The organism is Mesorhizobium sp. WSM3868, assembly GCF_002294785.1.
Taxonomy (GTDB): Bacteria; Pseudomonadota; Alphaproteobacteria; order Rhizobiales; family Rhizobiaceae; genus Mesorhizobium.
In genome coordinates this window covers 52,288-64,928 of record NZ_NSGB01000010.1, presented here as the reverse complement: position 1 = coordinate 64,928, position 12,641 = coordinate 52,288, and the positions used below count along the sequence as shown (strand labels likewise).

Annotated in this window: 11 protein-coding genes and 1 pseudogene; 9 read left to right on the top strand and 3 right to left on the bottom strand. The window is 64.6% G+C overall.

The genetic code is table 11. The features are described from left to right. The first annotated feature begins 265 nt into the window (after positions 1–265). Positions 266–1,894 (top strand): ABC transporter substrate-binding protein, encoded by a 1,629-nt coding sequence (locus CK221_RS17315; RefSeq protein ID WP_095778599.1) that lies wholly within the window; start codon positions 266–268, stop codon positions 1,892–1,894. A gap of 29 nt (positions 1,895–1,923) precedes the next feature. Next, positions 1,924–2,151 (top strand): annotated as a pseudogene (locus tag CK221_RS17310) (hypothetical protein); the annotation flags it as partial. A 45-nt stretch (positions 2,152–2,196) separates the two neighbouring features. Here CK221_RS17310 and CK221_RS17305 read toward each other — a convergent pair. Together CK221_RS17305 and CK221_RS17300 are read right to left on the bottom strand one after the other, a co-directional pair. After that, complete coding sequence (locus tag CK221_RS17305) at positions 2,197–2,979, bottom strand: hypothetical protein (RefSeq protein WP_095778598.1); 783 nt, start codon at positions 2,977–2,979, stop codon at positions 2,197–2,199. A gap of 254 nt (positions 2,980–3,233) precedes the next feature. Next, positions 3,234–4,034, bottom strand: a complete 801-nt coding sequence (locus CK221_RS17300) for a hypothetical protein (RefSeq protein ID WP_095778597.1) — start codon at positions 4,032–4,034, stop codon at positions 3,234–3,236. Between the two features lie 143 nt (positions 4,035–4,177). Between CK221_RS17300 and CK221_RS17295 the strand changes: the two genes are divergently transcribed. Genes CK221_RS17295 through CK221_RS17270 form a run of 6 tightly spaced genes read left to right on the top strand, consistent with a single transcriptional unit; the run spans position 4,178 to position 10,125 of the window. Next, positions 4,178–4,810: a DUF4129 domain-containing protein gene (locus CK221_RS17295; protein ID WP_067000982.1), complete on the top strand. Its 633-nt coding sequence runs from the start codon at positions 4,178–4,180 to the stop codon at positions 4,808–4,810. After that, positions 4,807–6,018: a hypothetical protein gene (locus tag CK221_RS17290; protein WP_095778596.1), complete on the top strand. Its 1,212-nt coding sequence runs from the start codon at positions 4,807–4,809 to the stop codon at positions 6,016–6,018. The genes CK221_RS17295 and CK221_RS17290 overlap by 4 nt, the downstream gene beginning before the upstream one ends. Next, on the top strand, positions 6,005–6,961 hold the full coding sequence (locus CK221_RS17285; RefSeq protein WP_095778698.1) for a MoxR family ATPase: 957 nt from the start codon (positions 6,005–6,007) through the stop codon (positions 6,959–6,961). Before CK221_RS17290 ends, CK221_RS17285 begins: the two co-directional genes overlap by 14 nt. Beyond that, positions 6,958–8,262: a DUF58 domain-containing protein gene (locus CK221_RS17280; protein WP_095778595.1), complete on the top strand. Its 1,305-nt coding sequence runs from the start codon at positions 6,958–6,960 to the stop codon at positions 8,260–8,262. Before CK221_RS17285 ends, CK221_RS17280 begins: the two co-directional genes overlap by 4 nt. Then, positions 8,259–9,275, top strand: coding sequence for a stage II sporulation protein M (locus CK221_RS17275; RefSeq protein WP_095778594.1), 1,017 nt, complete (start codon positions 8,259–8,261; stop codon positions 9,273–9,275). Before CK221_RS17280 ends, CK221_RS17275 begins: the two co-directional genes overlap by 4 nt. Next, positions 9,262–10,125, top strand: coding sequence for an RDD family protein (locus CK221_RS17270; protein ID WP_095778593.1), 864 nt, complete (start codon positions 9,262–9,264; stop codon positions 10,123–10,125). Before CK221_RS17275 ends, CK221_RS17270 begins: the two co-directional genes overlap by 14 nt. Before the next feature lie 378 nt (positions 10,126–10,503). Here CK221_RS17270 and CK221_RS17265 read toward each other — a convergent pair whose 3' ends face one another. Further along, complete coding sequence (locus CK221_RS17265; RefSeq protein WP_095778592.1) at positions 10,504–11,190, bottom strand: D-lyxose/D-mannose family sugar isomerase; 687 nt, start codon at positions 11,188–11,190, stop codon at positions 10,504–10,506. Positions 11,191–11,399: 209 nt separating this feature from the next. On the opposite strand from CK221_RS17265, the gene CK221_RS17260 reads away from it, so the two are divergent. Further along, positions 11,400–12,458, top strand: a complete 1,059-nt coding sequence (locus CK221_RS17260) for a D-TA family PLP-dependent enzyme (RefSeq protein ID WP_095778697.1) — start codon at positions 11,400–11,402, stop codon at positions 12,456–12,458. The last annotated feature ends 183 nt before the right edge of the window (positions 12,459–12,641 follow it).

Genomic DNA, 12,641 nt, shown 5'->3' with positions numbered 1-12,641 from the left:
GAAGACCGGAGACCCAGCCGCCCGGCAAGGCGCAGCAATTATGCGCGTCAGCCAACTTTAGCCTGCGGAACAGCGCACAAGAATTGCGGAAAACCAAACATTCCGCCGCGGAAAGCGGACCTATGATCTCCTCGCAGGCAACGGCGCCCGGCGGCCGTATCCGCCTCCGCGCCTGACGGCAAGGGGGCGCCCCTGGGTTTCGTGTAGGTCGTTGCCGCCAAAAACCGCGCGCGGGCGACATGCACCAACAATAGAGGGAACGACAATGAAATTCATGCTGACCGACAGAAAACTGCACCCGGGGGCAAGGCCGACCGCGGAGGATTTCAAGAAGGGCGCGATCAGCCGCCGCGAGTATCTGGCGCTTATGGCCGGCTTGGGCGTCAGCGCCGCCGGCGCGCTGGCGTTGGGTGGGCTTGCCCCCTCGCCTGCCCGCGCCGAGGAGCCGAAGCCGGGCGGGGTCCTGCGCGTCGCCATGAACGTGAAAGGGTTCAAGGATCCGCGCACTTTCGATGGCGTCGAGATGTCGAATGTCGCGCGTCATTGCAACGAATATCTGGTGCGCTGGAAAACCGACTTCACCTTCGAGCCCTGGCTGCTCGAAAACTGGGAGACCAGCGACGACGCCAAGACGATCACGCTTCACGTGCGCAAAGGCATCACCTGGTCCAACGGCGACACTTTCAACGCCGACGACGTGATCCACAACCTCAACCGCTGGTGCGATGCCTCGGTCGCCGGCAATTCGGTCGCCGCGCGCATGGGCGCGCTCGTCAATGCCGATACCAAGAAGCCGGTCGACGGCGGTATCCAGAAGGTCGACGACTACACCGTCAAGCTCAACCTGCCCAAACCCGACATCTCTCTGATCGCCGGCATGGCCGACTATCCGGCGCTGATCATGCACCGCTCCTATGAAGGCGATGCCGATCCGAAGAAGGCTTTGGCCATCACCACCGGCCCGTGCGAGCTGGTGAGTTGGGACGCCGAGACCGGTGCGGAGGTGAAGCGCAAGGACAAGCCGTGGTGGAAGGGCGAGTTCTATCTCGACGGCATCAAGTGGGTCGACTACGGCTCCGATCCCAATGCCATGCTGTCGGCCTTCGAATCCGGCGAGATCGACACCGACCACGGGACCGCCTCGGACGCCGTGTCGCAGACCGAGCAGATGGGGCTCGAAAATTCCGAGATCGCGACCGGCTCGACCTTCGTCGCGCGCTTCAATGTCGGCAACGCGCCCTATGACGACGTCAAGGTGCGCCGTGCCGCCCAGCTTGCCGTCGACAATGCGGCCGTGCTGAAGCTCGGCCTCGACGGCAGGGGCAAGCCCGCCGATAACCACCATGTCGGACCGATGCATCCCGAATTCGCCGATATCGGCCCGGCCAAGCGCGATGTCGACGCGGCGAAGAAGCTGTTGGCCGAATCCGGCAAGGCCGACCACGAATACGAGCTGATCTCGGTCGACATCGAATGGCAAAAGAGCACCGCCGACGCGATCGCCGCCCAGATCCGCGAGGCCGGCCTCAAGATCAAGCGCACCGTGCTGCCGGCCGCCACCTTCTGGAACGACTGGAGCAAGTTCCCCTACTCCTGCACCGAATGGCTCGGCCGCCCGCTCGGCGTCCAGGTGCTGGCGCTGGCCTATAAATCGGGCGCGGCCTGGAACGAAAGCGCTTATTCGAACAAGGAGTTCGACGAGCTTCTCGATAAAGCACTTGCGACCCCGGATGCCGCCCAGCGCAAGGAGATCATGGCCAAGATCGAGCAGAATTTGCGCGACTCCGGCATCATCATCCAGCCCTACTGGCGCTCGGTCTACCGCACCTACCGCAAGGGCGTGCATGGCTGCGAGCAGCACCAGGCGCTCGAGCAGCATTTCGAGACGGTTTGACTGGAGTCCTGATTCCTCCCAGGACCGATCGCGACGATCTGGGCCTCAGCGGCGCCGTGCAGCGCTGCGCCCAGCATCCGGACAATGTCTGGGCGCTGCACGGGCTGGTCGAATGCCTGAAGCGGCGCCGCGAGAGCGAGGAGCTGCCGGGCTTGCAGGCGAAACTTGCTTTGGCGCTGACCAAGGCGGACGTGCCGATCACATCGTCATGCCTCTGCCGCACGACCATGCAGGCAGACCACTGCTGTTGTCGTTGAGACAGCGGGCGGCCGCCCTCAAAGTGGAAGGCGGCCCGGACGTTGCTAAGAGAAGATTTTCGCCAACTCATCGACGCTGGTGCCTTCCTTGACTTGGCGCAGTTCGACATAGCTGACCGCGGTGGCGACGGAGAGCACCATCGAGACGACGGCCTGCACCACGGCGGCGCCCAGTTCGGCAAGGATCCCGCCGAAGAGAAGCAGCACCACCAGGATCCCCCACTGGATGACCATCCCGATGATGACCAGGATGAGGAAGAGGCCGAACAGCGACCAGCGATTGCCTTTGGTCAGCGCTCGGCTGCGCGACATCGAGCCGAATACGCCCAACCGCTCCTGGATGAGAACGGGAACCGACATTGACCAGCCGAGCCACAGGATGATGCCGGGAACGATCAGCGCGATCATCGCAAGCGCAGAGCCGATGCCGACGAGCAGGCCGATCGCGAGCGTCGGCAACAGGAAGCGGATGGCAATCTGCACGCTGTCGCCGAAGGATGGCCGCCTTCCGTTCAGATCCTCGATTGTTGCCCGCACCAGCGACGACTGGAGCAGCAGCGTGAAGACGAAGGAAATCAATCCCGCGAGGATGCTGAGATAGGAGTTGCGCAGCACCGCGTTCGGATCCGCCATGGCACTTGGATCGCCATTCATCACCGCTTCCATCTGCGGTTGGGTCCATAACCTGATGAGCAGCGTCGGCAGGCCGGCAAACAAAAGCCCAAGCCCGACGCAGAGTCCTATGTTGCGCGTGATGACGGCAAAAGTGCTGTTAAACACCCTGCCGATTTCGAATCTGCCTGGTCGTCCCAATGTCGCAGTGGTCATGATAGCTTTCCCCCGAGCCGCTGCCGAATCCAATTCGGCAACTTCAAAGTAAATCTGCCAAGAACGGCGGGCCCCGTCCAGTGGACTTGCAATTGTTTCGGGTATTCCCGGTGTCAGCCAGAACCGCCGACTGCAGCAAAAGCTCACGGTCGCGCTCTGATTTGAGGCCAGGATGGCGATTTTGCAGGACAGGCAGGCTCTCAGCGGGGGCTGCCGCTCACCAGCACTTCGGCCGGCCTCGCCAGCATCCCAGACTACGAGAATATCTCCGCCAGTTCATCGACGCCGGTGCCTTCCTTGACCTGTCGCAGTTCGACATAGCTGACCGCGGCTGCGACGGAACCCACCATCGAGCCGATGCTCTGGACCATGGCGGCCACGACGGCGGCGACGATGCCATGGAATAGATAAACGACCACTCCGGTGATGGATTGCATCACAAGCCCCATGATGACCAGGATCACGAAAAGGCCAAACAGAGCCCAGCGGCTGCCTTTGGTCAGGGCGCGGCTGCGCGACATCGAGCCGAAGACGCCCAAGCGCTCCTGAATGAGCACCGGTATTGCCACCGACCAGCCGAGCCCGAGGATAATCCCAGGCACCAGCAAGGCAATCGAGGCCGCGCCCACGCCGAGCGCTACAAGCAGACCTATGGCGACCGTGGGCAACAGGAAGCGGATCGCTGTTGCGATGGAATCGCCGAAAGTCGGCTTCTTGCCGTTCATGTCCTCGATCGCCACCCGGACGAGGCTCGACTGCAACAGAACCGCAAAGGCGAGATAAAGTATTGCAATGACCGCAGTTCCAATGATGAAGCCGAGCTTGTGGTTCGTGATAGCCGCGGCGAAATTCGCCGGATTTCCAGTATGGGAATTCAGACCCACGTGCTGGGTGACCAGTTGTGGCACGAGCTGGGTGACCAGTTGCGGTAGTCCTGAAAACAGCGCCGCAAGACCAACGCAGAGTACAATATTACGACCGATCACGGAGAAAGTGTTGTTGAACACTCGGCCGATCTGATACTTCTCCTGCCGTACCAACGCGGCTGAAGTCATGACGCCCTCCCCTGCTTGGCCGCTCCACGCCAGCCTATCGCCCCAAAGCAAATCTGCCAGTATTGACGAGACGCGTCCAATCACTTGCAATTGTCCTGCGGTATTGCCAGTGTCGAACCCGTGGGTAGCAGGGGAGCGAGTTGGTGACAGCGGCACAGCCGGCCACAGCGGACGCCGAATGGCTGGCCAAGATGCACAAGCAGCTGCTGGCTGACGATTCGATCCAGTTTGACCTGCCGGGGCTGGTGCGGCCGGAGCCGCCGGAATGGCTGAAGCCTTTTCTGGAAGCCCTGGCAAAGCTAGGCCCTTACATGATCTATCTGTTCTGGGGCGCTGTGATCATCGGCGTCGCAATCATCGTGTTCCTGCTCGTGCTCGAGGCGAAGGGCATCGCCTGGCGGCTGCCGTGGCGGCGCCTGAGCAAGGAGGCTGAGGCGCAGGAGGAATGGCGCCCGGATGCCGGCGCGGCTCAGATCCTGCTCTCCGAAGCCGATGCGCTCGCCGCGCGCGGCGACTATGACGAGGCGGTGCATCTGCTGCTCCGGCGCAGCGTTGCCGACATCGCCAGCCGCCTGCCCGACTTCCTGCGCCCGTCGCTGACCGCGCGCGACATCGCCGCCGCAGGTTCCATCCCGTCCCGCCCCCGCGCTGCCTTCAGTGAGATCGCGCGCATCGTCGAGGCCGCCTTGTTCGCTCGCCGGCCGGTCGGCGCCGAGGGCTGGCAGCAGGCGCGCGGCGCCTATGAGCGCTTTGCCTTCCGGGATGCCTGGGCATGAGCGCGGAGGCGACAGAGGCACAAGAGCCGTTCAGCCGCAAGACGCTGTTCTGGGGCATCTTCGCCAGCCTGCTCGCGGCCGCCGGATTCTTCCTGCTCTCGACCTACGCTCCGGACTTTCGTCAGCCCCAGGGCGGCGCAACACCGCTCTCCAAGGGCGGCACCGGCTATGCCGGGCTCGTGGAATGGCTGAAGCTCACCAACGGGCAGGCGCCGCCCATGGCGCGCGGGGAGAAGGATCTGCAATCTCCCCTGGCATCCACATTCCTGCTGATCGTCACCATCGCGCCCAACAGCGACCCGGCGGCGCTTCAGCGCATCATCAAGCTCCGCTTGGGCAAGCACACGCTTTTCGTGCTGCCCAAATGGGTCACCTTTCCGCAGCCGGGCCAGGAGGGCTGGGAGACGAAAGTCGAGAGGCTGCCCGCAACGGCGGTCAACGACTGGCTCGGTCGCCTCGCCAAGGCCAAGCTCGGCGACGGCAAGCCATCGGTCGATCGGATCGATGTAGAGGGGCGCAAGATCGCCGTGCCCGAGGAGTTGCAATGGGTAGCCGACAATCATCCGCTGATTGCGGCGGGTGACGGCAAGGCTGTTCTCACCGAACTCGACAGCGAACCCTTCTACATCCTGACGGATCCCGATCTCATCAACAACGCGGCGCTGAAGGATCCGCAAAAGGCGGCGGCGGCGCTCGACATGATCGCCATGCTGGAGCCCGCCAAGGGCGCGGTTATGTTCGACCTGACGCTTCACGGCATCGGCCAGAACTACGATCTCGGCAAGCTCCTGGTCGAACCGCCCTTCCTGGCGCTGACGCTGTCGGTGCTGGTGGCGGCTGCCCTCGCCTTCCTGCACGGGCTCGGTCGCTTCGGGCCGCCGCGCACGGAGGGTCGCGCCATCGCCTTCGGTAAGCAGGCGCTGGTCGACACCACGGCAATGCTCCTGAAGCGGGCAGGACGGCTGCAGGAACTCGGCGACCGCTATGCCGCGATGATGCGCCAGCGCGCCGCCGCGCTGCTTGGCGCGCCGCACGGGCTGCAGGGTGAAGCGCTGGACCGCTGGCTGGATTCCCGCGACAAAAATGAAGCGAACGGCTTCACCGTGCGGTTCAAGGCTGCGAACGGTTCCAACACATTGGCCGCAATGCATGAAGCAGCGGAAGAGCTGCATGACTGGACGGCAAGGAGGCTCGGTGAACGTCGATGAAGTGAAAGCCCTGGCGAGCGCGATCAGGGAAGAAGTGGCTAAAGCGATCACCGGGCAGCGCGACACGGTCGATCTGATGCTGACGGCGCTGTTCGCCGGCGGCCATATATTGCTCGAAGGTCCGCCCGGTACCGCAAAGACCATGACCGCGCGCTGCTTCGCGCAGGCGCTCGGCGTCGCCTATGGGCGCATCCAGTTCACGCCCGACCTGATGCCCGGCGACATCGTCGGCGCCAACATCTACAATTTCCAGACCGGCCAGTTCACGCTGACGCGCGGCCCGATTTTCTGCGATCTGCTGCTTGCCGACGAGATCAACCGCACGCCGCCGAAGACGCAGGCTGCACTGCTCGAAGCCATGCAGGAGCACGCGGTCACATTCGACGGCACGACCCATTCGCTCGGCAAGAACTTCATGGTGGTGGCGACGCAGAACCCGATCGAGCATCAAGGCGTCTATCCGCTCCCCGAGGCCCAGCTCGACCGCTTCCTGTTCAAGCACCGGGTCAGCTATCCGGACGCGCAGGAAGAACGTGCCATCATCATCCACCACGGCGGCGGCTCCGCCTCGCACAATATCGAGCAATACGGCATCAAGGCGCAGACCGACCGCAAGACGCTGGAGGTGGCGCTTGCCACAGTGGGCGCCGTCACGCTGGTCGACGACGTCGTCGGCTACATCGCTGCCCTCGTGCGCGGCACGCGCGAAAGCCCGGATCTGGAGGTCGGCGCCAGTCCCCGCGCCGGCGCCATGCTGGCGCGCGCGGCGCGAGCCCGGGCCGCGCTCGACGGCCGCAACTATGTCATCCCCGACGACGTCAAGGCTTTAGCCGTGCCGGCGTTGCGCCACCGCGTCATCCTCTCGCCGGCGGCGCAGATCGACGGAAAGCTGGTCGAGCAGATCGTGTCCGACCTGGTCGACCAGACGGAAGCGCCGCGTTGATCTATCCGAGCGGCAGAGCGGTATGGGCGGCGGCGGCGGGAGCGATTCCCGCCTTCCTGATCGCGCTCGCGCTGCCGCATGTCTGGTATCTCGGGCTGCTCTGGATTTGCGCTTTGCTTGCCTTCTTGGCGGTCGACGCGGCGGCCGGGCGCGGACGCGCGTCGCTCAGCGCGACGCTCACCGCGCCGCCGCAGGTCGGCGTCGGCGGACGTTTCACGCTGCACATCTCGGCCGGTCTCGGGGCGCGAACGCGGTGGCTGCAGGCGCGCGTCGGGCATGACCAGCGGCTGGCGCCGGTCAACGGAACGGGCGGCACGCTGCCGGCGAATGGCGGCACGCTCGATCTCGAATTCGACGCCGTTCGGCGCGGCATCGCCAGCTTCGATCGGCTATGGCTGCGCTGGCAAGGGCCGTTCGGGCTGGTCTGGAACCAGGCCGTGCTGCCGGTGGACCGCAAGATAGCGGTGCTGCCCGATGTCAGCCGCGCGCGCGACGAGGCGATCACGCTGCTGCAGCGTTCCGCTCTTGCCGACGGGCATGCCCAGAAGCGCGCCGGCCAGGGCCGCGAGTTCGAGGCGCTCAAGGACTACCAGCCCGGAATGGGCCGGCGCATGATCGACTGGAAGCGCAGCGCCCGCCACGGCAAATTGCTTGCCCGCGAATTCCGCATCGAAGAGAACAACAACATCGTCTTGGCCATCGACAGTGGCCGGCTGATGTGCGAGCCGGTCGAGGGCGTGCCGAAAGTCGACCGGGCCGTGACGGCGGCGCTGTTGTCCGCCTTCATTGCGCTCAAGGGCGGCGACCTCGTCAGCCTGTTTTCTTTCGACGCCAGGCCCCGCGTTTCCAGCGGCGCCGTGCGCGGCTCGCCGAGCTTCACCATGATCCAGAAGCGCGCCGCCGAGATCGACTATTCGACCGAGGAGACCAATTTCACCCTGGCGCTGACGACGCTCGCCGCGAAGCTCGACCGGCGCTCGCTGGTCATCGTGTTCACCGATTTCGTCGACCCGATCAGCGCCGAGCTGATGCTGCGCACCGTCGGGCGGCTGACCGAGCGGCATCTGGTGCTGTTCATGCTGATGAAGGATGTCGAGCTGGAGACCTTGGCCGATATGGCGCCTACCGCCCCGGAGGACGTGGCCCGCGCGGTCACCGCCGGCGACCTGCTCAAACAGCGGCAGGTGGTGATCGGACGCCTCAGGCTGCTCGGCGCGCATGTCATCGAGACCGACCACCAGCGGCTCGGCCCCGCCCTGGTCGAGCGCTATATCCAGCTCAAGGAGGAAAACCTCTTATGACGCTGCCCGCCGGCACCGATGCCGTCCGCCAGTCGCTGGCAAGCTTCCGCCAGGAGCGCGAGGCCGACTGGAAGGCGTTCGAGGCGCTGCTTGCCCGCGTCGAGAAGCGGGCGCCGCGCGCCCTGTCGGAAGACGAGCTGCTGTCGCTGCCCCTGCTCTACCGCTCGGCGCTGTCCTCGCTTTCGGTGGCACGCGCCACTTCGCTCGACAGCGCGCTCGTCGCCTATCTCGAAGCGCTCTGCCTGCGCGGCTATTTTTACCTCTATGGCGCGCGGCGATCCCTGAGAACGCGCATCGGCGACTTCTTCCTGCACGACTGGCCGGCGGCGATCCGCGACTTGTGGCGCGAGGTGTGGGCATCGGTCGCCCTGACGGTGATCGGCGCCATTGCCGGATACTGGCTGGTCGCCTCCGACAAGCGCTGGTACGACGCCATCATCGCGCCGAGCCTCGCCGGCGGGCGCAATCCGGATTCGTCAGCCGAGATGCTGCGCAGCGTGCTTTATGGCGGCGGCGACCACTTTCTCTCGGGCTTCGCAGCTTATCTCTTCACCCACAACACGCAGGTCTCGATCCTGGCCTTCGCGCTCGGCTTCGCCTTTGCGGTGCCCAGCGTGCTGATCATTCTGATGAATGGCTGCATGCTCGGCGCCATCTTCCAGATCTATGCCGCCAAGGGGCTCGGTTTCGAGCTCGGCGGCTGGCTGTCGATCCACGGCACGACGGAGCTTTTTGCCATCGCCATCGCGGGCGCGGCCGGCATGCGAATCGGCACCAGCATCGCCTTTCCCGGCGAGCTGACGCGCATGGCCGCGGCCTCACGAGCGGGCCGCGTGGCGGCGACCGCGATGGTCGGCGTCGTCGTGATGCTGCTGTTTGCCGGCCTGCTGGAAGGCATCGGCCGGCAGACGATCACAAGCGATATCGCCCGCTATTCGATCGGCGGCGGCATGCTGGCGCTCTGGATTTCTTATTTCTACCTGTTCCGGATGGTGCGGCATGGCAACGGCTAGGAATCCCGCCGCGCTGGTGCGCCCGCTGGTCACGCCGGAGGGCGTGGACCTGCGCGTCAAGCTGGCGGATGCCGGGACGCGGGCTTCAGGATTCCTGCTCGATGTGGTGATCATCGTCGTCGCCGCCGTCGCGGTCAGCCTTGTCGCGATCTTCGGCCTGGGCGGGCTCGGCGTGAAGGACGCCGAACCGCTCTTCATCGTCTGGATCATTTTCATCTTCCTGTTGCGCAACGTCTATTTCATCGCCTTCGAGGCGGGCCGGCGGGCGGCGACGCCCGGCAAGCGGATGGTCGGCGTCCGCGTCGCTTCGCGCAGCGGCGCCGGCCTCAGCCTCGACCAGGTCATCGCGCGCAACCTGATGCGCGAGATCGAGGTGTTCCTGCCGCTGTCGATCCTGGCGGCGCGCGGCAGCGCCGGTGTCGCCGACACGCTGTCGACCATCTTCGGCCTGTTGTGGGCGCTGCTGTTCTCCTTATTCCCGCTCTTCAACCGCGACCGGCTACGGATCGGCGACCTGCTCGCCGGAACATGGGTGGTCGAGGCGCCGAAGGTGGCGCTGCTCGAGGATCTGTCGCTGCGCAAGGATCCGGTCGCGACCCGCTTCCAGTTCAGCGCTGCGCAGCTCGACGCCTATGGCATCGCCGAGCTGCACAAGCTGGAGGAAGTGCTGCGCCGCGACGACTATTTCGCGATGAAAGCGGTGGCGGAAACGATAGGCCGCAAGATCGGCGCCAGGGTCGAGCCGGTCGATTCAAGGGCATTCCTCACCGCCTATTACGGCGAGCTGCGCGCGCACCTGGAGCGCAAGATGCTGCTGGGCAATCGGAAGGCGGACAAGTACGCGCGGTAGATTGGAACTCTCAGTATGTCTGAAACAATCAGCCAAGCCGAGAGCGCCAGTATAGAAAGCGCCATTCAGGCAGCAGTTGCCGGGTCGTGGGAGGTTTTTGCAAACTCACCGATGAACCGTTTCCAAACGATGCGTCGATGAGGGAGCAGTTCGAAGATTCCACTCCCCGACTGCAGCAGGCCGGAGGAAATCGGGAAATGAAATGGGGCACAGGCATCGTACCCGACGACGGGACGCGCGTGATCACAGTCCATGATCAAAGCGCCGCCCACCGTGGATATTGTCCTCACGCTGCACAGCACGAGCGACCGGGACGACAGCACTATCAGTATCTGGACCTTCTTTCAGCAGCGAAATTGGGACGACTAGGCCCTCGCCCTACCCCACCCATTTTTCATAATCCGACACCAGAAGGTGAACCGGCGCCACATCCTCCTCGATGTTGGAGAAGCGGCCGATCGGATCGCGGAAGACGTTGTCGGTGAGGTCGTCATTGACGGTCGAGACCTCGCCGATCAGCACGTCCTTGCCCTCGGCCCAGAAGGCGTGCCAGACGCCCGGCAGCAGCGTCACGCTCTGGCCCGGGTCGAGCTTCAGGAGCCCGCCGGCGGGCAATCTGGTGATGGTGCCGTCGACCGGCACCGACACTTCGGCCTTCGGGTCGATGCCGCCGTCGCGGTCGTGCATGAACAGTTCCAGCACCAGCTTGCCGCCGCCGCGATTGATGATGTCCTCGGCCTTGATGTTGTGGCGGTGCATGGGCGACAGCTGGTCCTTGCGCGAGATCATGATCTTCTCGGCGTAGAGCATGCCCATGCCGAGCTTCATGTCCGCGTAGCGGCCGTTGCGGACGGTAAAAAGGAAGAGACCAAGCTCATCGAATTTCTCCTGGCCGTAGTCGGTGATGTCCCAGCCGAGACGCGAGCTGAAAATGGCCGAGGAGTCCGCCTTGTGCGCCTTCATCTCTTCCGGCGACCAGTAAGCGAAGGGCGGCATCATGTAGCCGAACGAGCGGATGAAGGCGTCGGCTTCGCGGATGATGTCGTTGATTTTGGAGCGCTTCATGGTCGTTTTTCCTTCCGGCCGCTGCCTGCTGAAATCTGCCAACCCGAATATCCCAATGCCGATCCGCTGTCGACGCAAACCGACGGCTCTGGCCTCGTGACATCCGGCCCGATCAAGCCCATAACCCCAACCGGTTTTTGATTGCGCATGTCTTCATTCCCGAAACCGGTTCCCACTTTCGGGAGACATGCTTTTGAACGGTGATCTTCATGGCAAGCATAGACGATCTCGACACGCCGGCGATCCTGATCGACGCGGCCCGCGCCGAAGCCAACATCGCAAAGGCGCAGGCGCATGCCGACCGCCACGGGCTGAAGCTTCGCCCGCATATCAAGACGCACAAGCTGCCCTACTGGGCGAAGAAGCAGGTCGCGGCTGGCGCGGTCGGCATCACCTGCCAGAAGATCGGCGAGGCCGAGGTGATGGCCGATGCCGGGCTTGAGGACATTTTCCTGCCCTACAACATTCTCGGCCGCGCCAAGCTGGAGCGGCTGAAGGCACTGCATGGCCGCGTCACGCTGTCGGTCACGGCGGACAGCCACGAAACGCTGTCAGGGCTAGCCGCGACCTTCACCGATACCGGCCACCCGCTGCCGGTGCTGGTCGAATGCGACACCGGCATGGGCCGCTGCGGCGTGCAGAGCCCGGCCGAAGCGGTTGCACTGGCGAAAGTGATCGACCAGGCCAAGGGCCTGACCCTCGGCGGGCTGATGACTTATCCGGCGGCGGGCCGCGCCGCCGAAGCCGAGGCGTGGCTGCGGAACGCGCGCGAGACGCTTGCGGCGGCCGGGCTCGAATGCCGGCGCATCTCCAGCGGAGGCACGCCGGACATGTGGCGCTCGGGCCAGGACAGCGTCGTCACCGAATACCGGCCCGGCACCTACATCTATCTCGACCGCTACCAGGTCGCCAAAGGCGTCGGCACGCTCGACGATTGCGCGCTGACGGTGCTGGCCACCGTGGTCAGCCACCCGACGCCCTCCCGCGCCATCCTCGACAGCGGCAGCAAGGCTCTGTCCTCCGATACGCTAGGACTGCCGGATTTCGGCGAGCTGCTCGGCGTGCCCAGCGCGCGAGTGACTGGATTGAGCGAGGAGCACGGCAACGTCACGCTTTCAGACGGCGCCGCCCTGCGCATTGGCGAGCGCGTGCGCGTGGTTCCCGATCATTGCTGCGTGGTGACGAATTTGTTCGACCAGGTGCATCTGATCGATGGCGACAAGGTGCTGGAAACGCTGCCGGTGGCGGCGCGGGGGAAGATGGCTTGAGGATCCTGAGACGCACGCAGATGTTTTAAGTTCGTCTAGGCTGGCGGGAAACCGTCCCCCTCTATCCTGCCGGACATCTCCCCCACTTGGGGGGAGATTGGCGGCTCGGGCGTCGCGCCCTCCTCCAAACGCTGAAAGTTGCCGAAAGCAATCGCACCATCCTTGTGGGGGAGATGTCCGGCA